Consider the following 20,716-nt stretch of genomic DNA (forward strand, 5'->3'; position numbering starts at 1 on the left):
AGTGTGATCAGTGTGATGCAGGTCAGTCGATGCTCGACCCGCGCGTGGCGCCTCCGCGGCCGAACCGCGTGTGCTCTGCGATCACCTTCATCGCGGACTCGTGATCGAGACTGCCGGAGTCGACCACCTCGAAGCCCTGCGTCTTGAGCTGGGCGACGGTGGTGATGCCGAGCATCAGGTCCTCGACGAATCGCGGCGTCGAGTTGAACAGAATCGGCGGGGCGAGGGTCTCCCCCGCCTTGCCGCCCGCGTAGATCGAGACCTCGAGCTTGTCGGCGCGGTTGACGCCGAGCACGACGCTCATGCCGCCGACCACGGTGGTGATGTCTCGGGCCGCGGCCTCGGGGCCGTCGCCGTCGAGATTGCGCAGGACCGCGATCGCGCCCTGATTCGAGCCGACGCAGTCGGCGGAGATGTCGGACAGCTGGCAGAACGCGGCGAGCAGCGGCGCGGACGCGATGCGCGTGACCAACGCCGCCATCTTGGCCTTGTTGCCGAGCAGACCGTCAAGCGCATCCTCGAAGCCGAACGACGGGTCGATCGACGAGGCGTCGTCAGGAATGTCGATGTCGAGATCGTCGGACAGGTCGTCGACGCCCGAGTCCGGATGCGGGTCGAGGTCGTCCACGTCGGACAGGTCGGAGGTCTCCTCGTCGGCGAACTCCTTCTCGAATCCCTCCAAGGCCTTGGCGATGTCCTCGTCGGTCAGATGCGAATCGCCCGGGTCGGAATCACGGCCGGAGCGATCCTTGTCGTCGTCGAAGTCGTCCGCCATCACAGGCTTCCCTTCGTGCTCGGGATCAGCCCCTCGATGCGCGGGTCCGGTTCGATGGCGAACCGCAGCGCGCGTGCCAGCGCCTTGAACTCGGCTTCGGCGATGTGGTGCGGGTCGCGGCCGGCGAGCACCTGCAGGTGCAGGCAGATGCCGGCGTGCAGGGCGATCGACTCCATGACGTGACGCACGAGCGAACCGGTGAAATGCCCGCCGATCATGCAGTATTCGAAGCCCTCCGGCTCGCCGGAACACACCACGTACGGGCGTCCGGAAATGTCGACGACGGCCTTGGCGAGCGCCTCGTCGAGCGGCACGGTGGCGTCGGCGAACCGACGGATGCCACGCTTGTCGCCGAGCGCCTGCTTCAGCGCCTCGCCGAAGACGATGGCCGTGTCCTCCACGGTGTGGTGCACGTCGATGTCGGTGTCGCCGTGCGCGTGGATCTTCAGATCGATGAGCGAATGCTTGCCGAGCGCGTTCATCATGTGGTTGTAGAACGGCACGGAGGTGTCGATGTCGGTCTGTCCAGTGCCGTCGAGGTTCAGCTCGAGGTCGATGTGCGATTCGCTGGTCTCGCGAACGATGTGCGCGGTGCGCGCCATGATGCTCTACGCTCCTTTATCGATTGGAATCGAATGATTGGTTCCGATGGCCGCCGACGGCTCTTAGCGGGCCTCGACGAGACGCATCGACTCGACGAGCGCCTCGCGGAAGCGGGCCATCTCCTCGTCGGTGCCCATGCACACGCGCAGCCAGCCGTCGGGGCCGACGACGCGGATCAGCACGCCGCGCTTCAACAGTTCGTCGAAGATCGCCTCGCGGTCGTCGAAATGACCGCCGAACAGCAGGAAGTTGGAGCCGGATTCGGCGACTTCGAGCGGTTCGCCCTTGTAGGTCTGGGCCTTCAACCACTCGGCGGTGGCCTCACGGGTCTCGCGCAGGTGCTCGACGCGGCTTAGCTGCTCGTCGGTGTGCTCGAACGCGGCGATCGCGGCGGCCTGCGTCACGGCGGACAGGTGGTACGGCATGCGCACGATGCGCACGCAGTCGATGATGCCCTTGCTCGCGGCGAGGTAGCCGACGCGCGCGCCCGCGAAGGCGAACGCCTTGCTCATCGTGCGGGAGACGGCGAGGTTCGGATGGTCCTTGATGAGAGTCACGGCGCTTGGCGTGCCGGGCTTGCGGAACTCGACGTACGCCTCGTCGATGACGAGGATCGGGTGCACGCCCTCGCCGGCGCCCTCGACCTCGGCGGTCTCGCAGGCGGCGAGGATGCGTTCGATGTCCTCCATCGCCAACGGCGTGCCGGTGGGGTTGTTCGGGCTGGTGAGCAGCACCATGCTCGGCTTGACCTCGTGGATCGCCTCGATGGTCTTCTCGACGTTCAGCGTGAAGTCCTCGTTGCGGTGGGCGAGCTTCCAGCCGGTGAACGTGTCGCGCGCGTACTCGGGGTACATCGAGTAGGTCGGGTCGGCGCCGAGCGCGGTGCGGCCCGGGCCGCCGAACGCCTGGAACAGCTGGAGCATGATCTCGTTGGAGCCGTTCGCGCCCCACAGCTCGTCAACGTCGAGACGGGCGCCGGATTCACGCGCCAGGTAGTCGGAGAACGCCTTGCGCAGCTCGATGTGCTCGCGATCCGGGTAGCGGTTCAGCGTCGGCGCGATCTCGCGCACGCGCCTGGCGATCGTGTCGCACACGGCCGGATCCGGCGCGTACGGGTTCTCGTTGACGTTGAGGCAGACCGGCACGTCGAGCTGGGGCGCGCCATACGGCTCCTCGCCGATCAGATCGTTCCTCAGCGGCAGGTTCGCCGGAATCGCGTTGCCGTTGGTCTCGTTGTTCCCGCTCACAGCAGACCGGCCTCCTTCTCCTGCTCGCGCAGGGTGGCCTTGTCGTACGGATCCTTGACGAAGCGGGACAGCACGCACTCGCCGTGCGCGGGCAGATCCTCGGAGACCGCGAACGCGTTGATGCGCGCGGCCAGGGCCTTCAGGCCCTCCTCGTCGTATTCGATGACCTCGACCGGCTTCATGAACGTGTGCACGCCGAGGCCGGCGGCGAAGCGGGCGGTGCCGCCGGTGGGCAGCACGTGGTTGGAGCCGGACATGTAGTCGCCCAGCGGCACCGGGGAGTACGGGCCGCGGAAGATAGCGCCGGCGTTCTTGATGCGCTTGACGACCGCATCCGCATCGGCGGTCTGGATCTCCAGATGCTCGGCGGCGTACGCGTTGGCCGCGTCGATCGAATGATCAAGGTCATCGGTCAGGACGATCGCGGACTGCGTGCCGGACAGGGACGTGTGGACGCGTTCGGCGTGCTCGGTGCGCGGTACGCGGTAGTTGAGGTTCTCCTGCACCTTCTCGGCGATCTCGGTGGAGTCGGTGAACAGCACGGAGCCGGCCAGCTCGTCGTGCTCGGCCTGACCGATGAGATCGGCGGCCAGAAGGCTCGGGTTCGCGGTCTTATCGGCGATGATGCCGATCTCGGTGGGGCCGGCGACAGCGTCGATGCCGACGAAGCCGGAGACCAGCGACTTGGCGGTGGCCACGAAGATGTTGCCCGGACCGGTGATCTTGTCGACCGGATCGCACAGCACGTCGCCGTCCTGCGGCTCGGAGCCCTTGGCGCCGTATGCGAACATGGCGACGGCCTGGGCGCCGCCGACCGCGTACACCTCGTCGACGCCGAGGATCGCGCAGGTGGCGAGGATCGTACGGTTCGGCAGGCCGGAGCCGTCACGTGCCGGCGGGGTGGCGATGGCCAGCGATTCGACTCCGGCGGCCTGCGCAGGCACCACGTTCATGATCACCGAGCTCGGGTAGACGGCCTTGCCGCCCGGCACGTACAGACCGACGCGCTGGATCGGGATCCAACGCTCGGCGACGCGGGCTCCCTCGGCCAGATCGGTGTAGAAGTCCTTCGGCACCTGATTGGCGGCGACGGCGCGGGCGCGGCGCACGGACTCCTCGATGGCGGAGCGGACCTCGGGATCAAGGGTCTCGAGGGATTCGGCGAACGCCTCCTTCGGCACGCGAAGGTGCTCAGGGCGCACATGGTCGAACTTCTCCTCGAAATCGCGCAGGGCCGCCGCTCCGCGCTCCTTGACGTCATCCAGAATCGGACGCACCAGATCGGTGGCCTCGGAGGTGCCCATGGCGGCGCGCGGCATCGCGGCCAGCAGCTCGGCACGGGAGAGGCTCTTGCCTCGAAGATCGATGATTCGCATGATGTTTTCGCTGTTCTCGCTCATAACAGCCCATCGTAACAACGTTCGCGCACGAATCGTCGGGAAGCGTCCAATTCCAGCCGAATCGTGAGATTTCGTTATCTTGTCGCCTTTCCCGCGGCTGCGGAGGACGGCGTCCGCTCTTTTATATTTTTGCTTTGCTCAGTGGCCGCGGAGGACGGCGACGCGCTGTTCGGGACACGCTCAAGGCCGCTCGGCCAAGCCTACGGTCCCGAACAGCGCGTCGCCGTCCTCCGCTCCTTTGCGTTGCTCTGTTACGTTTTGTTTTTCTCCTCTTACATCAGAGATGACAGTGCGGGATAGAGCTTCAGAAACTTGGGGTAGAGCTTGCCGTATACGGCTGCTGCGGCCGGGTCGGGGGTGTAGGGCGTGCTTTGGATCGCGTCGGTGAGGATCCGCGGGTTCTGGAATACGAGGGAGGCCAGAGCGACCGCGGGGAGGATGTCGGCGTTGGTGAAGACCTTGATGTCGTGCGCGAGCACGTCGGCCATGATCTGGCACCATGCGGGTTCGCGGGCGCCGCCGCCGATCAGGGAGATCTCCTCCGGCGCCGCATCGAAGCTCTCCATGCCCTGACGGATCGAGAAGGCGACGCCCTCAAGCGCCGCCCGGACGAGATCGGCGCGCGTGGTGTCCGGCGAAATACCCACGTACGCGCCGCGGATCGACGGGTTCATGACCGGGAAGCGCTCCCCCACGAGGTACGGCAGGCACAGGACGCCGTTCGCGCCGGGCCGGGATTGTTCGATGAGGTCGTGTGCCGCGGCGTAGTCGGACGTCTCGGGGTTTGCGGAGGTGACGCCGGCGAGCGCTCTTGTCACCCACTTGTGCACGTCGCCGGCGTTGAGGAACGGGACGGCGTTGACGAATCCCGGGGCCACACCGAACGCGAGGTTCGCCGCGCCCGGCTTGTCGACGAACGGCTCGGGCGAGACGGTCGCGATCCAGCCGGACGTGCCGAGGTTGATGTTGTAGCGTCCCGGACGGTCGACGCCGCTGGCGAACGTGGTGGCGCCGGCGTCGCCGATGCCGGCGAACACCGGGGTGCCAACTGCGAACCCGGTCAGGGCGGCGGCTTCCGGCATCACCTCGCCGACAACGTCCTGCGGGCGATGCAGTTCGGGTAGGATCCTCCGTTCGATTTCGCTCGTCTTGAGCAGTCCCGCATCCCACTCGCCGGAGCGGATGTCCATCGCGCCGGCGGTCGAGCATGCGGCGACGTCGCCGACGCAACGGCCCGCGAGCCGCGCGATGAGATAGTCCTTCGAACTGATGAGCACGTGGGCGGTGCGGGCGAAGAGCTCCGGCTCGTGCGCGCGCATCCACATGAGCTTCGGCAGCGGCAGGCAGCCCTCGAGACGGTTGCCGACCACGTCGAGGAATCGCTGGGACCCGTAGCGTTCCGCGAGTTCGATGGCTTCCTTCTCCGCCCGGCCGTCGGAGTAGAGGATGGCGTTGCGCACCGGATTGAGGTCGCGGTCCAATGCGATCACATCCTGCATCTGCCCGCTGAAGATGAGTCCGGCGATGCGATCTTTGCCACCCGAATGGAAACCGGGCTCGTTCTCGGCCGCGTCGGCGAGCATCCGCCGGCTCACCGCGACGAACGCGTGCCACCACTGGTTTGGATCCTGCTCACGGTATTCGCCGTGAGGCCCCGCGATGATCAGGTCCAGATCCTCGCTCGCACTCGCCACGATGCGGCCGTCTTCCGCGACCAGCGCGCCCTTCAACGCCGTGGTCCCCGAATCGAACGTCGCCGCGTAGCGCGGCGGTTCCCCACATGCCATTCGCTCTTCATCCCGCATATCCATGCCGCCCATCGTAGTCAGTAGTCACCATCCGATCGCACGTCGACGTCAGAACGTCAATCGCATCTGATGCCAGACGACGCCTCCGTGCGTGGAGCCGCTGATCCCCTCGTCCACGTAGCCGAATCGTGCGTAGAAGCCGACGAGCCGGTCCTTGCAGGTGAGCACCAGTCCCTTGCGGCCGGCCGCTCGCGCGTCGGCGATGACGCGTCGCATCAGGAGGCTCGCGTATCCACGATGCCGGTATTCCGGTGCTGTGTCGACCCCGAAGATCATCTGCCACGCGCCTTGGGGGTGGTGCCCGGACGGGTCGTCGTACATGTCGTCGGTCAGATCCGCGCGGTCCGTGGCGAACCCGTTGATGAACGCGACGATGCGTTCGTCGGCGGCATCCGCCGGACCATCATTGCGGCACAGCAGCCAGAAGCACTCCGGATATGCCGCAATCCGTCTGCGGATCGTCTCCCCGTCGGCGGCCTCCGCCGGCGGGAAGCACAGCGTCTCCACGGCCGCGATCGCGTCGACGTCCGATGCGGTCGCATGCCGGATCGTCAATCCCGACGTCGTCAAGGCGTTCGTATTCCCATTTCCGCTACCCATCTGATCCATGCCCCCAATTATCCGTCCGGGCGTATGAGGTGATACGCGCCCCGACCGTACAATGGCCGGTGAAGGGAAAACACCATTGCCACGAAGGGAGCATCATGGCGATTCAATCGACGATCACGCTGAACAACGGAACGGTCATCCCGCAGGTGGGACTGGGCGTGTTCCGGACGCCGGACGGCGACACCACGGTCAACGCGGTCACTGCGGCGCTCGAGGCCGGGTACCGCCACATCGACACGGCGATGATCTACCGCAACGAGGCGTCCGTGGGCGAGGGCATCCGCCGTTCCGGCGTGCCTCGCGACGACATCTTCGTGACGACGAAGCTGTGGAACGACGACATCCGCGCCCGCCGCGGACAGGACGCGTTCGAGGAGAGCCTCGAGCGTCTCGGCCTCGACTACGTGAACCTGTACCTGATCCACTGGCCGGCCGACGGCTGGCAGCAGGCGTGGGACGACCTGCAGGCGATCTACGCGTCCGGCCGCGCGAAGGCGATCGGCGTGAGCAACTTCCAGCGGCATCACTTGGAGGAGCTGCTCGCGAATTCGGACGTGAAGCCGGCGGTCGACCAGATCGAATCCTCACCGCAGTTCGCCAATCAGGAGCTCATCGACTTCGCGCACGCGCAGGGCATCGACGTGGAGGCGTGGAGTCCGCTCGGCGGCACCGGCGGCACGCTGCTCGCCGACCCGCGTCTGTCCGAGATCGGCGCGAAGTACGGCAAGTCGGCCGCGCAGGTCGTGATCCGCTGGCACATCCAGCGCGGCGTCATCGTCCTGCCGAAGTCCACGCACGCCGATCGCATCCGTCAGAACCTCGACGTCTTCGACTTCCAGCTGTCCGACGCCGACATGGCCGCCGTCAACGCGATCGACACCGGCCGCCGCAACGGCGCCGACCCGGACGACTTCGACTTCTGACTGGCGATAGCCTGCCGGCACTTTCGTTCCGCCTGTCCAGCGTTGACCGCGGGGGATGACGGTACGCTGATCTGGACACGCTCAAGGCCGCTCGACCAAGCCTACGGTCTCGATCAGCGTACCGTCATCCCCCGCTCCATGTTGGTTTAGCTGTGGTTTCGTTGCGGCTTCGTCATCACTCCAATGACAAAGAAACCCACTAGTCGATATCTGTGCCTTGTCAGAACAATCCTGCTCCTCCAGACTGAACCAACGAAGCGTATATTCCGAGTTCCGACTGGTCAAGGATCTTCATGATGGCGTTTCGCTCGTCCTCATCTCGGTACGTGATCTCCAGATAGCCTTCATCTTGCGATGCCGTGGGACAATCGGCATGTTTGACGGTGATCGAGACGCCTTTCCCAACGGCTTTGATCGAATCGATGGTAGATCGATGCGTATCATAGGCATCCTGCGTCGATTGATACGACGTGAGGTCATCGCATGGTAGTCCCGCGCTGCCTCTTCTCATCGGGATGACGCCCGTCAGGATTAGACCGACCGCGATCGCCGCGGCTACGACGAAAGCGACGGCTGCGTATACCACTTTCCGACCGAGACTTGTCTTACGGTTGGCCTTTGTCGAATTGTCCGCGTACTTCATTGAGGCTCCTTATGTGTTTTTGCGACATTCGCACTGTAAGTGACGGATCGTTCGTCGGATGCCTCTGTTGCAGTATCGCCCAAACTCGCGTTGCTGTGATTGCCCACCGGATAATTCCAGTCGCATGAAGACATCAGAACAGGGTCATGAGTGGCGATAATTACGGTCGTTCCCTCGCCGGCCCGGCGTCGCAGTAGATCGATGACGATCTGACGATTGTGCGCGTCGAGTGATGCAGTGGGCTCGTCCGCGAAGATCACCGATGCATTCTTGTATATCGCGCGCGCAATACCGAGGCGCTGCTTCTCCCCTCCGCTGAGGTGGGATGCAGGTTCCTGGATTCGCTTCGCCAAACCTGTTGCTCTGAGCGCCTCATGGATTCGTCTACGGTCTCCCCCGGCACGCTGACCGAATGGGCCGAGTTGCATGGATACGTTGAACTCCACGCTTTCCTCGTCCATGATGCCGTAATCCTGGAGGATGAACGAGGCCGTATCGTGCCAGAATCGTCTGCGTCTGCCGGACGACGCATACGTGACATCCTCATGGTCGATGATCAGCCGCCCGTCATCGGATTGTTGCAGAAGTCCAAGAGTGTGCAGCAGCGTGGTCTTCCCGCATCCGCTGGGTCCGGTGAGGGCGATCATGCCACTTTCCGGAATATGCAGATTGATGTGCTCAAGAATTGTCCGTCCGGCGATGTGCACCGTCAGATTGTCACATTCTATGGTGGTCATGAGCTTCCTTTCCATGGCGTGTTCAAAATATCCACGCAAAAACGGTTACAGAGTGCGGGTGTTGACGGCCTTGAACATACGCCGCACGGACAGGATGTGGGACAGAGCCGAGACGAGGATCGCCAGTATCGTCAATGCGCCGGTTGCCAATGCCGCCGTGGCGCCCGTCGAATGGAGCGCGATCATGGTGATGACGGCTCCCGCCGCCAACGCCGCGCCGCTTTCCGCCAGTATCGTGAATTCCGCCAAGCGACCGGCGAGGATACCGTTCAACATGAGCGGGTAGTCGTGTCTGGCACGTAGTGCGGCGCGCACCATCGCATGCACCATGACCGTCAGTGCGAACGAGACGATGAGCATGACGAACGCCGCGGCCTGCAGCCAGGCGAAATACGTGGAGAACTGGCTCTGCAGGATCTGTTCCTCGGCGACATAGCGTACCTGAGCCCGTTGCGCTAATCCGGCACGCTGCAATCTGGATCGCACGTCCTGTAATCCCGTCATCACAATGTTGCGGGTGGTTGCCGCCGGCACCAGAAATCCGGAGTCGGAGAATCCTGAATAATCGTCAAGGACGATGAGCGTCAGTCGTTTCGGGAAGAGCATGGTGTCCGAGCCTCCTTGAAGCACCGGTATCGTGTCGCCATCGATGATGTAGTATCTGGCCTGCCTGATCATGTCCTCACCGTGGCGTGAATCCGATGCCCATCCCGGCAGCTGGGAGACGACATCCTTCGCCTCCGTCGACAGGCGGTCCTGCGAGACACGTATGGCATGTTTCATATGTTTCGGATCGACCCGCACCAGATCAAGCCAATCTTCCGTGACCAAGGCCACCGGATCGGTACCGGTCTCCCCGGTCGTTTCCGGGGTGAACGTATAGGAGAGGGCCCCCTTCCCCTCACTTTCCATGGCGCGTAACACGTTCGCGACCTTGGCATCCAGTCGCGGATCGTCATTGTAGGACAGGGCTATCGAAACTTGATCGGACAGACGTTCCCACACGCGCTGCTCGCGTGCCGACGAATCGGCTGACGCCATGGCGGACATCGCAGGCGCGGTTACCGCCAGTACCGCCACGAACACAACCGACTTCATCGCGAGAGCCGACCGTCGCAGACCGATGTTGCCGGATGCGCGACGCATGATCATCACGGCCGAAGGCCATGAAACCGCGCCCACGATCAGCATCGCCACGAACAGTCCGGACAACATCACGCCCTCGAGCACCAACAACATGCGAAAGAAATATGGTATAAACACGAGCCCCTTGATCACACCAACCGCCGTGACCGCGGTGATGTCGATGCAACTTGCCGCGCACAGCGACGGCACCAGAACACCCATCATGTCGTCCTTCTGAATGCGCCATGTCGAAACGCCCGCCAACACACGCAATGCCCGCGAACGAACCTTGGATGCCATCCAGTACAGGACCATCGTCGCTATCAGAGCAAGAGCCGCCGCCATCGACATCATGAAACTCAACTGCGATACCAGCAGACGTATATCATCACGTAGCGAATCAGTGCCCCATGTCACCGTCACCCCGTTGCGGTTCAGCCAGTCATGCAGCCCGACATCTGACTGGTCGCCGCGAATCAGGTAGTACTGTCCGCTGGCGGATGCCGACGATAGACGAGAATCCGACACCACTGTGGAATCCGGCATGTTGCCGAAACGTCTGATGGATGTTCCCACGGGAAGCCGTCCGCGTGCCGTAGCATCCATCGCGACAAACACCTGCCGTTCCGCGGCATCGCCGTCAAGATCAGGCATGACCTTGACGATGCCGAGCTTGCGCTGATCGCCGATGTTGGTGAGTTCCCGCAGCGCCCGAGCGTCATCCATGCCGGATGATTGGAAATCCAGCATCATCGAAACGTTGGCGTGGATTCCTTGTGGCAATGCACGATCATGTAGATCACTGGATATGACGGACAGCAATGAAGCGAGCAGGAATACTAACGTGGATACCGCGAAAAACAATCGACGATGCATAAACCACACTCTCAATGAAAAAAAGAAAAGCCGATGCCAATCTTGAAAAAAAATGCCACCGACTAACTACATGACAATTAAAGAACGCGGTAGTAATAAGCGTCGTTATTTCCCCAATAATTCACAGCATACTTCTCTGCAATAGAACGCTTGCCACGAGCGGTATCAATACTGCGAACAGTCGATCCGTTCAATGAAACCGAAGAACCATGAACTCGCGTACTATGCGTGTAATACGAACGAATCTTAACATTCCAGAAGCCCCATTCCCAAACTCCCCCTTGGGCAGGATACTGAGTGTGCTTACCCTCAGGATTAAGCCACAAAGGCTGAATTTCGTATTCTCCATTCTCCGAAGTAGGAACGATAACATCCAACTCTGCCGCAGATGCAGATGCCACTGGAATAAATGTCATCGAAACACACGTCAGCAGTACAACTGCCAACTTTTTAATCCTAGATGCTTTATCCTCAATAATAGACATAATGTCCTCCAATTTATATCAATACTACATATACACAATCCAATTGATATCAATAGGAACTATGTATTGTAGTGATCTGGATTATTTCCAGAACAATTTCAATGTATCAACACTCAGGCAGAGTGCTCCACCCATGTCCCTCCATAAGTGACATAACAGAGTGTCGAAAACAACCAGCCGTATCATCAAGGTATGAAGCAAGACGGGGAAAAAGTGACGTTGGGGATCGTGGACAACGATCACCTGACGCTGGCCGCGCTCTCGAGCATACTGCGCGATCTGCCATGGCTGCGCATATTGTGGACCACAGTCTCGGGAGATGATGCGGTTGACAACTGCCTGAATCCGGGAACGCGACCGCAGGTGGTGCTGGTCGACATGTCCATGGAGGTCACAAGCGGCGCGGAGGTGTGCAGAACGCTGCGTCGCCGATCGTTACCGGTCGGATTGGTGTGCATGACTTCGTTCGCGTTGGGCAGCTATGCCCGCATCGCCGCCGAGGCTGGAGCTCAGGCATTGATTTCCAAAACGGATCTTCGTGGATTAACCAACGCGATTCGGCATGCGTCGGCAGGTCTGGCAGTGCAATGTCCCGTTGACGCTTCAGTCCAATTTCCCGATGTGCAGTCCGCGACCTCAGCCAATGATGCTGATGCAATGGATTCTCGACATACACACCATGCGGATGAGAATCGACTGTCTGCTCGAGAGATCGAGATCCTGCGCATGTACTCTGAGGGATTGGAGACCGAGGAGATCGCCCATTCACTATCCTTAAGCAAATTCACCATCGGCACATATGCCAAGCGAGCGATGGCCAAACTGCATGCACGAAACCGAATCCACGCCATCATTCTGTGCGAGAAACGCGGTCTGTTATGAATCGGAGCAACAGCAATGAAACCAGCACAATCGGATATCTCTCGCATGAACAACGAACCATGCCCAACGACGCCGTATGGCAGGTCGCACGCATAATCGCAGTTGCTGCGAGTTATGGATATGGAATCGTTCTATTGGCAGCCGATCAGATAGTGGGAACGATCGATTGGATCGGTTGCATACTTGCCGCGGCCGTCATGGCGCTGTGCATCATCACCTTACGGTTCCCCGTAACCGCCGTATCGATGCAGACGACGCTGCTGATAGGCATCAACGCCATCCCTGCACTGTCACCATTGATGCTACCGTTGTTCCCATCATTCGCCACCGCGTTGATGGTGTTGTCCTATCGGTTATCACTTCCGGGGATTGCCCTAGGGATAGCCCAATCCGTCATCGTCATCATCATTCATGACATGCTGGGCATGACCGGTGTAAACCCGTCGCACACTCTGGACATGATCATTGCGGTTGCGCTTCCCGCAGCCTCGTATCTCGGCATCGGATTGCACTGGCGCAACGACGTCGCGAACATGCGTCGCATGAATCGGGAACTGGAACGGCAACGAGAGATCAATGCGGAACGGCAACGGCGCGAAACGATAGCCGCCACACTTCATGATCAGGTGACCAATAGACTCGCCTATCAGATACTACGCATGCAGCATGATTTGCAAGCATGGCAGGAGCGGCCTGCACAACCTGACCAATACCGGGCTGAGATCATCCAACTTGCCGATATATCGCAGGAACTGCTCAAAATCGTACGATCAACGATCGACGTTCTCAGCTCGGAAACACCGATCAATGCCGATTCCACTGGCCGGAATTCGTTTCCCAAAACCGATGCATCGCTTGCATCACCTGATCCCGATACCGAAATGGAAATGTTTGTGGCCCATCTCGCACAGTCCGAAGAGGAAATGCGCAATATTGGATTCACCATCAGCACGTCCATCACGGGCAACATTCCTCAGAATTACGACCCAATGACACTGGATATTATCCACGCAGGCATCGATGAATTCACCAGTAATATGATCAAATACGCTGACCCAAACGATGCGTGCAGTCTTGGCATCACTATCACGCCAACTGATATAACAGTCGCTTCGAGCAATGCAGACGCCGCTTCCACCCGCACGCACACCACGCGATCCTTTACCGGCGGCAGAGGCCTGTCTCGGCTCGATAGAACGGCTGCCGCAGCCGGCGGAACGCTATCGCGGGAACGGCACGGTCCGATACGAGCATTTCACCTCCGTGTGCCGTGGCATCAGTTAGGCAAATGAGACATACCCGCAGTCTCATGACCAAGGTCTCTCGCTGAAGGGCGGTCAGCGAGAGATCATTGCTTATCTCTGACGGAAATCTCTCGCTAACCACCCCCGTAGTGAGAGGTTGCCGTCTCTGAACAACGATAACCTCTCGCTACAAGGGTAGTTAGTGAGAGATGACGGCTGGTCAGCTACCGTTATCTCTCGCCGTATGCCCCGCAACGGATGCAGCGAGCGAGGCGCGGGGTGTCGTACTGGGCGTCAGATGACGTGGTACTCGCGCAGCAATGTGGCGATGTCGGTGCCGTCGAGCTTCTTGAGGATCTTGCCGAGTACGGCCTTCTCCACGAAGTTGAGCTTCATGTCGGTCACGGGTGCGCCGTCACGCAGCTTGACGGTGGCGTTGAGGAGGTTGCGCACGTCGTAGACGCTGCCCCACACCTCGGGTACGCCGCGATCGACGTCGAGCAGCGTGTACACCGCCTCCATGCCGGTGCGCATCGAGTACTCGGTGGTGAAGATCGTGTCGCGCGGGGTCTCGGCGAACTGGCCGAGGAACGCGAAGTTGACGGCGCCGTCGGGCACCACGTCCGGACGGTCGCCGGCCGCGCGCGGCATGAAGAAGGCCGTGATGTACGGCATCATCACCGGCACGGTGTTGGCGTGGGTTTTGGCGAGCGCCTCGATCTTCTCCGTGGGAACGCCCATATGGTAGAGCCATTCGGCGCAGATCTCCTCGCCGGTGCATTCGGTCATCGGCTTCTTAATGTAGTTGCCGGGCTTGTCGGGGAACAGGCCGTAGACCCACACGCACAGCTGGTCCTTGGGCTGGTCGCGGAACTGCTGCTGACGGTTCAAGGTCCAGCTCATGAGCCAGTTGGAGTCGGTGACGGTGATGATGCCGCCGGTGACGACGTGGCCGCTGAACGGGTCGCGCTTGCAGATGCGCTTGATGTACGGCGGGATCTCGCCGTCGAGCGTGGTGACGGTGGCGCTCATCCACTTGGTGGCCTGCGGGTCGGAGCAGAACTTGTCCGGGTGGCCGAAGCTCGGGTCCTGTTTGGCGATGCGGCGCCACATGTCCCAGCCGCCGCCGGGCTTCAGGTCGGGGTTCCATGCTGCAGGCGCGTGCTGCGATCCCATGGTGGAGTTCTCGACGCAACCGCCGTTGGTGATGAACACGTAGTCGTCGGGGGTCAGGTCGATGGACGACTTGTCGCCTTCGTGGTCGATGTCGATGCGCACGGCGAGCTTCTTCGTGTCGGAGCTGAACGGGTTGCGCTTGAACACGCCGGAGGTCGCCTGGATCTTGAGGATCGTGTCCTGGCCGACGCCGGTGCGTTCGCGCTTGGGGCCGTCTCCGCCGCCGATCGCGAATTCGACGTTCTCGACCTTGGTGTTGTAGTGGAACTGCACGCCGTGCGATTCCAAGTACTTGACCATCGGCAGGATCATCGACTCGTACTGGTTGTAGCGGGTGAATCGCAGCGCGGAGAAGTCGGGCAGGCCGCCGATGTGGTGGATGTAGCGCTTGATGTACAGCTTCATCTCGAGCGCGGAGTGCCAGTTCTCGAAGGCGAACATGGTGCGCCAGTACATCCAGAAGTTGGAGTTCAGGACCTCGTCGTCGAAGAAGTCGGTGATCGGCTTGTCGTAGAGCTCCTCGTCGGGTGTGAAGAAGAGCTTCATGATCTCCTGCGACGCCTTGTCGGACAAGCCGAACTTGCCGTTCGTCTCCGCGTCCTTTCCGAGATCCTTAGTGGCGCGGCACAGCGAGTAGTTCGGGTCCTCCTTGTTGAGCCAGTAGTATTCGTCGAGGACGGAGACGTCGGGCGTCTCGATGGACGGGATGGAGCGGAACAGGTCCCACATCACCTCGAAATGGTTGTCCATCTCGCGTCCGCCGCGCATCACGTAGCCGAGTCCGGGGATTTCGGCGCCATCGCATGCGCCTCCGGGGACCGCGTCCTTTTCGAGGATGTGGATGTTCTCGCCGGGCATCTGCGCGTCACGCACGAGGTAGCATGCGGCGGACAGGGCCGCCAGTCCGGTGCCGATGATGTAGGCCGACTTGCCGTCGACGCCTGCGGGCTTCTTCGGGCGGGCGAACGCCTCGTAGTTGCCGTTGGAATAGTACATGTTCCGCCTCCTTGGGGATATGTTGACATGCTGTCAACTTTTCTTAATGGACATCTTGTCGCATTTACTTCCCTCTTGCCATAGACACTACGCTGGGTTTCGCCGAATATCCACCCAAATTCCATGACATCCGGCACGGCGGACGCATCTCGCAACCCGCCATCGCACAGCCATAACCATGCACCTTACGCCAGGAGCGTAAAAAACTAGACAAAAAAAAGATTTATTTCTTATTTTCATAGAGTCACATTGCCGCGCGGCGAAATCCACCCAACACGACAGGAAAAAGATGACCAAATTACGAAGCTGTTTGCTAGCTATAATTCTTTCTGCTGCTTTGACTTTATCGGGGACAGTGCCCGCAAATGCGGTAACTGTAGACTACAACACTCAAGTCGCAAATTACGGTATTACGACTGAAGACACTTCTAATTTTCCCATAGAAAGCTCTGACTCGGAGTACAACACTTCGGTACCTTCGTCTGAAAATACAGAATCCACCCCTTCCGCACGAGTCGCCCCTATCTTAATATGGTTGGGTGGCATTGCAGTTCGTCTGACGGCGCACGCGATTCAGCAGATGGCAGCAAGAGGCATTTCGCAACAATTAGTTAAGCAAGTTCTCCTTAATGGCGTTAAAAGTAATGCCAATAAAGGAACTTGGAAATATGTCATGGGAAAGGGGAAAAATAAAATCACAGTTATTCTTAGCAAAACGACCCATAATGTAGTTACCGCCTATCGAGGATAACCAATGAACATCACCTACGATCCTGATGCCGACGCCGCATACATCAGCATAGCCGACAACATCGTTGAGGAACATGTACATCATACCGTTGAGGTGCCGTTCTCCCCCAATGATGAAAACTCATATGTGAATGTGGATTTCAGCCAGAATGGAAACGTTCTTGGAATTGAAATCCTCGATGCATCATCACATCTCGATCCTCATGTCATTGCCTCTGCGCAACCGATTCACAATTGAGCACAGCGAGGTATGTCTTCAGCATTGCCGTGAAAATGCCTGTTGACAGTCCCTGAGCCAGACCCCGGCGGGACGAAGAATCGGCCCGTCGAGCTGGTTCCGCCAACCATGCAAGCAGGATGAAGCCGGTCCTCCCCGAGGAAGTGGGAGGACCGGCTTCGCGGTTGGAGTGTTCAGGACAAGTATTGAGATGCGGCGGTCAGACCAGCCGGACCAGCGGATCAGTCGGATCAGTGATCAGTTGGTGACGGTGAAGCCCTGATCCCTGCCGTAATCGGTCAGCGCCTTCTGGAAGTCGGCGAGCGCCTGGTTCAGGGTCTTCTGGCCGCGGTATGCGGGTCCGAGGCTGTCGCCGTAGATGCTCATCGCGTGGGCGCTGAACGGCATGTACGAGAAGCCTTCGGAGACTTCGTCGGAGGCCTGGGCGAGCACCTTGTTGTATTCCTGGCCTCCGAAGTATTCGGTCAGTTTCGCCGACCCCTTGAGGAAGTCGTCGGACTTGAGGGTCTCGCGGTCGGCGGGGAACGCGCCGTTGTCGACGCGCGCGTTGATGCCGTTGCGTTCGTGGTTGACGAAGTCGATGTACTTCCATGCAGCCTCCTGCTTCTTGCTGGAGGCGAGGATCGCGAGCGTGGATCCGCCGGCCTCGCCGTTGCTCGGCTTGGCGGAGGCGTCCCATTGCGGGATGGTGGCGACGCGGAACTTGCCGGATGCCTGCGATGCGCTGGCGAGCAGGTTGGCGCTCATCCACGCGCCGTAGTTGAGCGAGGCGATGGTGCCGTCGCCCAACCCCCGGTTCCATTCGTCGGACCACGAGTTGATCTGCGTGTTGATGAGCCCCTCGTCGATCATCTTCTGCCAGAAGTCGGCGACCTTCTTGACGGCCGGGTCGCTGGTGAGGGTGATGGAGACGTTCTCGGCGTCCTTGATCTCGTACGGGCGGCCGCCGGCGGCCCAGATGAGGCTGGCGAGCATGGTGTACGAGCCTTCCGAACCGGTGTCGGCGGTGATGTAGTGGCCGCCGCCGAGCGCCTTGATCTTCTTGGCGGCCTCGTAGTACTCGTCCCAGGTCTTCGGCGGTTCGGTGACGCCGGCGGCGTCGAACACCTCCTTGTTGTAGAACAGGGCGGTCGGGCCGGAGTCCATCGGCAGGCCGTAGATGCCGCCGTTGATGTTGACCTGGCTCCAGGTGCCGGGCGTGTAGAAGTCGGCGTAGTCCTTGGCGCCCTTGTCGGACAGGTCGGACAGCGATCCGGCGAGTGCGAACTGGGGCAGGGCGTGGTATTCGAACTGGGCGACGTCCGGCGCGCCGGAGCCGGCGTTGATGGCGTTCTGCAGCGAGGTGATGGTCTGCACGGCGGAGCCGACGTTGGTGACCTTGACCTTGATGTTGGGGTTCTCCTTTTCGAAGGCGGCAGTCGCCTGCTTGAGCGTGGGCTCCCAGCCCCATACGGCGATCTCGACCGGGTTGTCGGCGGTGCCGATGGTGCCGGACGCGCCGTTGCCTCCGTCTCCGCCGCCGCAGCCGGCCAGTCCGATGCCCAATCCCACGACCATCGTCGCCGCGGTGATTCTGCGCAGAGCCGTTCGCTTCATGTCGTTCCTTTCCTCGAGCGCAACGGCTACTCTGCCGCTGCGTTTTCGGCTTGCCATAAGCCGTGTAATCGTTTACGAGATGACAGTGTACACTGATATGGAAACGTTTACAAACCAGTTGTCTGCGATCGGAGGCGCGCCATGGGCGATCAATCGGGCGAAAACGGCGGAAACAGGCGCAAGCGCACGCCCAAAAAACCGACCATCATGGACGTCGCCCGCGTGTCGGGGGTGTCGTACGCGACGGTCTCCAGGTTCCTCAACGGCAACCCCCACGTCTCCCCCGAGGCCGCCGAACGCATCGCCGCCGCCGTGCGCGAGGTCAACTACATCCCCAACAACGCCGCCCGATCGCTGGTGCGCCAGCGCACGCAGACCGTGGCCTTCGTCATGCACGGCGAGCCGGAGACCATCACCACCGATCCGAACATCAACACGATCATGGTCAACGCCAACCGCAGGCTCGGCGAGGCCGGCTATCAGCTGGTCGTGCTCATCTGCGACACCGACGAGGCCGCCGAACGCATCGCGCGACTGGTGCGCAGCGGGTTCGCGGACGGATGGATCCTCAACAACCTGCACGTCGGAGATCGCCTGTTCACCGTCTTCCGCGAATCGAACGCCCCGGTGGCGGTCTCCGGCGTGGGCTACGGCGGACAGTCGCCGTTCCCGACGGTCGACATCGACAACCATGCGGCGTCGACGGCGCTGACCCGATACATGCTCGATCAGGGGTACCGGCGCATCGCCTACCTTCGCGGCCCGAACTTCATCCCCTGCTCGTACGGGCGATTCGAGGGGTTCCGCAGCACGATGAGAGGCCTGTTCGATCCCGATCTGGTCGTCGACGCCTACGGCTGGAGCCGCGCCGACGGACGCGAGGCCGTGCGCCTGCTGCTCGCGAAACTCGCCGGTATCCGCGACGACGCCGCCGATGGCAACAGGCCGGACGTCGCCCCCGATGCCGACTTCGCCGGGGTCAATCCCGACGCCCTCGACATCGCGCAGCTGCTGCGCGATCACGGCATCGACGCGATGATGTGCGCCAACGACTGCATCGCCGCGGGTGCCATGCAGTATCTCGTCTCGCATGGGGTGCGCGTGCCGCAGGACATCGCCATCGCGGGGTTCGACGACAGCCCCGATGCGGCCGCGTCCACTCCCCCGCTGACCACCGTCCGCCAGCCGATCGGGCGATTCGGCATCGAGATGGCGGACATGGTGCTCGCCCAGATCGAGGGCGACGAGCCGAAGCGCATCGTCTGGCTGCCCACCGAGGTCGTGCCGAGACAGTCGGCGTGACGTCCGGATCAGAACAGGGTCGGCTCTAAGGCGGACGGCTCCGGCTTCGCGGCCGGCGCCGGATGGTCTTTGAGGTCGCGTTCGATCCATGCCATGACGAGGTCGGCGAGACGGTTGATCTCCGTCTCGCTCAGCGCACGGCCCTTGGGGATGTGATGCCATTTCTCGATGCAACCGCGGCAGCAGGTGGCGGTCGCATGCTGCGCGGTGAACACCGGATGGCCCTTCCACGGGGTCTGGCGACCGTCGTTCCTCGGGGTCGCGTCGCCGACCCGATCGCACAGCATCTCATGCGCGTGGCGCTCGATCACGTCCCTGCCCTTGGCGCGCGCATATGCCCGGTCCTTGGCCGCGAGCGCGAACTTCGCCCGGAACGCCGAATGGGACAGCCGCTCCAAAGTGTCCTCGATCCACCGCCGCTCGTCGTCATCCATACGACACCCCCATCCGATCCGCCGCGTCCAGTCGAATCCAAGACTGTCGAATCCAAGACGAGCGTACCGCTTGTCACAACATGCGATTTCGGATGATTGTCGCGCGTCGTGACACAAATCACCGACGCGGCACGCCACCGACCGCGATCAAAGCAACGGGCAATATCGTGAAAATGGCGGAATTCCAAGCATTTCGACAACGCTCACCCAACCCCCTCCGCGCAAGCGATACACCGACCCCGCCACAACCCGCAATTCACACCGATTCCAGCACGTCGTGACAACGAAATATGCCACAACGCGCCGGAAGGACGATGAAAAGCGAGTTGTGACAATCCGTGGCGTCCCCGGCGGACATGACTCGCGAAAGATCCGAACCGCCGTCCCCTTCGACCGCGGAAACGCCCGATACCCCCTACTCACCAACGACGGAAACGACTACAATACCGCTCTAGCCAAGGAATTCCGAGGGCGGGGTTCCCCACACCGCCTTCTGCGACGCCGATGACGTCGGACGCGGACGGCGGCATGCAAGTCAAGGAGTCATCATGACCGGCATTGACGAAAAGGAACTGGACGAGAAGCTGGCCGAGGCGCAGACCATCGACGAGGTGATGGCGATCGCCAAGGAGGCCGGACACCCGCTGAACTACGAGGAGGCGGACGCATTCTTCGGACGCATCGAACAGGCCAAGTCCGACACCGCCGAACTGGTCGGCGACTCCGTCAGAACGCAGGCCGAGAAGGAGTTCGGCATCTGAGGAATCTGGCGCATCCCCCTGATACGCAAATGGCTTCCGTCCCCACGCAACGCCCATGCGATGCGGGGATGGAAGCCATTTTTTTCTTATGCGACCGGTCTTATGC

Annotated in this window: 20 protein-coding genes; 7 read left to right on the plus strand and 13 right to left on the minus strand. The window is 61.3% G+C overall.

The window, feature by feature from the left end; translation table 11 throughout:
• Positions 1 to 22 precede the first annotated feature (22 nt).
• From BCAL_RS10370 to BCAL_RS10395, 6 genes are all read right to left on the minus strand, one after another.
• Positions 23 to 775 (minus strand): hypothetical protein, encoded by a 753-nt coding sequence (locus tag BCAL_RS10370; RefSeq protein ID WP_043166358.1) that lies wholly within the window; start codon positions 773 to 775, stop codon positions 23 to 25.
• Positions 775 to 1,377, minus strand: a complete 603-nt coding sequence (hisB, locus tag BCAL_RS10375; protein ID WP_043166357.1) for an imidazoleglycerol-phosphate dehydratase HisB — start codon at positions 1,375 to 1,377, stop codon at positions 775 to 777. The genes BCAL_RS10370 and hisB overlap by 1 nt, the downstream gene beginning before the upstream one ends.
• A 63-nt stretch (positions 1,378 to 1,440) precedes the next feature.
• Complete coding sequence (locus tag BCAL_RS10380; RefSeq protein WP_043166356.1) at positions 1,441 to 2,625, minus strand: histidinol-phosphate transaminase; 1,185 nt, start codon at positions 2,623 to 2,625, stop codon at positions 1,441 to 1,443.
• The gene (hisD, locus tag BCAL_RS10385) at positions 2,622 to 4,001 is read right to left on the minus strand and encodes a histidinol dehydrogenase (RefSeq protein WP_107044887.1); all 1,380 of its coding nucleotides are present in this window, start codon (positions 3,999 to 4,001) and stop codon (positions 2,622 to 2,624) included. Before hisD ends, BCAL_RS10380 begins: the two co-directional genes overlap by 4 nt.
• A 296-nt stretch (positions 4,002 to 4,297) precedes the next feature.
• Entirely contained in the window at positions 4,298 to 5,812 is a 1,515-nt protein-coding gene (locus tag BCAL_RS10390; RefSeq protein ID WP_043166354.1) for a xylulokinase, read from the minus strand.
• 69 nt (positions 5,813 to 5,881) lie between these two features.
• Positions 5,882 to 6,442 carry a GNAT family N-acetyltransferase gene (locus BCAL_RS10395; protein WP_238549689.1) on the minus strand — a complete coding sequence of 187 codons (561 nt, stop codon included), beginning with the start codon at positions 6,440 to 6,442 and terminating at the stop codon, positions 5,882 to 5,884.
• A gap of 95 nt (positions 6,443 to 6,537) precedes the next feature.
• Between BCAL_RS10395 and BCAL_RS10400 the strand changes: the two genes are divergently transcribed.
• Entirely contained in the window at positions 6,538 to 7,365 is an 828-nt protein-coding gene (locus BCAL_RS10400; protein WP_043166353.1) for an aldo/keto reductase, read from the plus strand.
• Positions 7,366 to 7,585: 220 nt separating this feature from the next.
• Here the strand turns inward: BCAL_RS10400 and BCAL_RS10405 are convergent, their stop codons facing one another.
• The 4 genes from BCAL_RS10405 to BCAL_RS12895 form a co-directional block, all read right to left on the minus strand.
• On the minus strand, positions 7,586 to 8,008 hold the full coding sequence (locus tag BCAL_RS10405; RefSeq protein ID WP_043166352.1) for a hypothetical protein: 423 nt from the start codon (positions 8,006 to 8,008) through the stop codon (positions 7,586 to 7,588).
• On the minus strand, positions 8,005 to 8,745 hold the full coding sequence (locus BCAL_RS10410) for an ABC transporter ATP-binding protein (RefSeq protein WP_052119204.1): 741 nt from the start codon (positions 8,743 to 8,745) through the stop codon (positions 8,005 to 8,007). Before BCAL_RS10410 ends, BCAL_RS10405 begins: the two co-directional genes overlap by 4 nt.
• A gap of 45 nt (positions 8,746 to 8,790) precedes the next feature.
• Positions 8,791 to 10,746 carry a hypothetical protein gene (locus BCAL_RS10415; protein WP_043166351.1) on the minus strand — a complete coding sequence of 652 codons (1,956 nt, stop codon included), beginning with the start codon at positions 10,744 to 10,746 and terminating at the stop codon, positions 8,791 to 8,793.
• A gap of 77 nt (positions 10,747 to 10,823) precedes the next feature.
• Positions 10,824 to 11,231: a lactococcin 972 family bacteriocin gene (locus BCAL_RS12895; protein WP_081887429.1), complete on the minus strand. Its 408-nt coding sequence runs from the start codon at positions 11,229 to 11,231 to the stop codon at positions 10,824 to 10,826.
• Between the two features lie 192 nt (positions 11,232 to 11,423).
• On the opposite strand from BCAL_RS12895, the gene BCAL_RS10420 reads away from it, so the two are divergent.
• A complete protein-coding gene (locus tag BCAL_RS10420; RefSeq protein WP_052119203.1) occupies positions 11,424 to 12,113 on the plus strand; it encodes a response regulator transcription factor in 690 nt (229 codons plus the stop codon).
• A gap of 59 nt (positions 12,114 to 12,172) precedes the next feature.
• Positions 12,173 to 13,405, plus strand: coding sequence for a sensor histidine kinase (locus BCAL_RS10425; RefSeq protein WP_052119202.1), 1,233 nt, complete (start codon positions 12,173 to 12,175; stop codon positions 13,403 to 13,405).
• 246 nt (positions 13,406 to 13,651) lie between these two features.
• Here the strand turns inward: BCAL_RS10425 and BCAL_RS10430 are convergent, their stop codons facing one another.
• A complete protein-coding gene (locus BCAL_RS10430) occupies positions 13,652 to 15,529 on the minus strand; it encodes an oleate hydratase (protein ID WP_043166350.1) in 1,878 nt (625 codons plus the stop codon).
• Positions 15,530 to 15,818: 289 nt separating this feature from the next.
• Between BCAL_RS10430 and BCAL_RS12900 the strand changes: the two genes are divergently transcribed.
• On the plus strand, positions 15,819 to 16,280 hold the full coding sequence (locus BCAL_RS12900; protein WP_081887430.1) for a DUF4258 domain-containing protein: 462 nt from the start codon (positions 15,819 to 15,821) through the stop codon (positions 16,278 to 16,280).
• A 3-nt stretch (positions 16,281 to 16,283) separates the two neighbouring features.
• On the plus strand, positions 16,284 to 16,517 hold the full coding sequence (locus BCAL_RS12905) for a DUF2283 domain-containing protein (protein WP_081887431.1): 234 nt from the start codon (positions 16,284 to 16,286) through the stop codon (positions 16,515 to 16,517).
• A 237-nt stretch (positions 16,518 to 16,754) separates the two neighbouring features.
• Here BCAL_RS12905 and BCAL_RS10440 read toward each other — a convergent pair whose 3' ends face one another.
• On the minus strand, positions 16,755 to 18,113 hold the full coding sequence (locus tag BCAL_RS10440) for an ABC transporter substrate-binding protein (RefSeq protein ID WP_043166346.1): 1,359 nt from the start codon (positions 18,111 to 18,113) through the stop codon (positions 16,755 to 16,757).
• A gap of 141 nt (positions 18,114 to 18,254) precedes the next feature.
• On the opposite strand from BCAL_RS10440, the gene BCAL_RS10445 reads away from it, so the two are divergent.
• A complete protein-coding gene (locus BCAL_RS10445; protein WP_052119201.1) occupies positions 18,255 to 19,415 on the plus strand; it encodes a LacI family DNA-binding transcriptional regulator in 1,161 nt (386 codons plus the stop codon).
• Positions 19,416 to 19,423: 8 nt separating this feature from the next.
• Here BCAL_RS10445 and BCAL_RS10450 read toward each other — a convergent pair whose 3' ends face one another.
• Positions 19,424 to 19,849 (minus strand): DUF4186 domain-containing protein, encoded by a 426-nt coding sequence (locus tag BCAL_RS10450; RefSeq protein ID WP_052119200.1) that lies wholly within the window; start codon positions 19,847 to 19,849, stop codon positions 19,424 to 19,426.
• A gap of 548 nt (positions 19,850 to 20,397) precedes the next feature.
• On the opposite strand from BCAL_RS10450, the gene BCAL_RS10455 reads away from it, so the two are divergent.
• Complete coding sequence (locus BCAL_RS10455) at positions 20,398 to 20,610, plus strand: hypothetical protein (RefSeq protein ID WP_043166344.1); 213 nt, start codon at positions 20,398 to 20,400, stop codon at positions 20,608 to 20,610.
• The last annotated feature ends 106 nt before the right edge of the window (positions 20,611 to 20,716 follow it).

Source organism: Bifidobacterium callitrichos DSM 23973, assembly GCF_000741175.1.
Taxonomy (GTDB): domain Bacteria; phylum Actinomycetota; class Actinomycetes; order Actinomycetales; family Bifidobacteriaceae; genus Bifidobacterium; species Bifidobacterium callitrichos.

Bases quoted from the DNA above. Each gene is read 5' to 3' on its own strand.
- BCAL_RS10420 (WP_052119203.1), top strand. From the start codon at position 11,424: ATGAAGCAAGACGGGGAAAAAGTGACGTTGGGGATCGTGGACAACGAT.
- BCAL_RS10395 (WP_238549689.1), bottom strand. From the start codon at position 6,442: ATGGATCAGATGGGTAGCGGAAATGGGAATACGAACGCCTTGACGACG.
- BCAL_RS10455 (WP_043166344.1), top strand. From the start codon at position 20,398: ATGACCGGCATTGACGAAAAGGAACTGGACGAGAAGCTGGCCGAGGCG.
- hisB (WP_043166357.1), bottom strand. From the start codon at position 1,377: ATGGCGCGCACCGCGCACATCGTTCGCGAGACCAGCGAATCGCACATC.
- hisD (WP_107044887.1), bottom strand. From the start codon at position 4,001: ATGCGAATCATCGATCTTCGAGGCAAGAGCCTCTCCCGTGCCGAGCTG.
- BCAL_RS10405 (WP_043166352.1), bottom strand. From the start codon at position 8,008: ATGAAGTACGCGGACAATTCGACAAAGGCCAACCGTAAGACAAGTCTC.
- BCAL_RS10440 (WP_043166346.1), bottom strand. From the start codon at position 18,113: ATGAAGCGAACGGCTCTGCGCAGAATCACCGCGGCGACGATGGTCGTG.
- BCAL_RS10410 (WP_052119204.1), bottom strand. From the start codon at position 8,745: ATGACCACCATAGAATGTGACAATCTGACGGTGCACATCGCCGGACGG.
- BCAL_RS10390 (WP_043166354.1), bottom strand. From the start codon at position 5,812: ATGGCATGTGGGGAACCGCCGCGCTACGCGGCGACGTTCGATTCGGGG.
- BCAL_RS10450 (WP_052119200.1), bottom strand. From the start codon at position 19,849: ATGGATGACGACGAGCGGCGGTGGATCGAGGACACTTTGGAGCGGCTG.
- BCAL_RS10400 (WP_043166353.1), top strand. From the start codon at position 6,538: ATGGCGATTCAATCGACGATCACGCTGAACAACGGAACGGTCATCCCG.
- BCAL_RS12895 (WP_081887429.1), bottom strand. From the start codon at position 11,231: ATGTCTATTATTGAGGATAAAGCATCTAGGATTAAAAAGTTGGCAGTT.
- BCAL_RS10415 (WP_043166351.1), bottom strand. From the start codon at position 10,746: ATGCATCGTCGATTGTTTTTCGCGGTATCCACGTTAGTATTCCTGCTC.
- BCAL_RS10445 (WP_052119201.1), top strand. From the start codon at position 18,255: ATGGGCGATCAATCGGGCGAAAACGGCGGAAACAGGCGCAAGCGCACG.
- BCAL_RS12905 (WP_081887431.1), top strand. From the start codon at position 16,284: ATGAACATCACCTACGATCCTGATGCCGACGCCGCATACATCAGCATA.
- BCAL_RS10430 (WP_043166350.1), bottom strand. From the start codon at position 15,529: ATGTACTATTCCAACGGCAACTACGAGGCGTTCGCCCGCCCGAAGAAG.
- BCAL_RS10425 (WP_052119202.1), top strand. From the start codon at position 12,173: ATGCCCAACGACGCCGTATGGCAGGTCGCACGCATAATCGCAGTTGCT.
- BCAL_RS12900 (WP_081887430.1), top strand. From the start codon at position 15,819: ATGACCAAATTACGAAGCTGTTTGCTAGCTATAATTCTTTCTGCTGCT.
- BCAL_RS10370 (WP_043166358.1), bottom strand. From the start codon at position 775: ATGGCGGACGACTTCGACGACGACAAGGATCGCTCCGGCCGTGATTCC.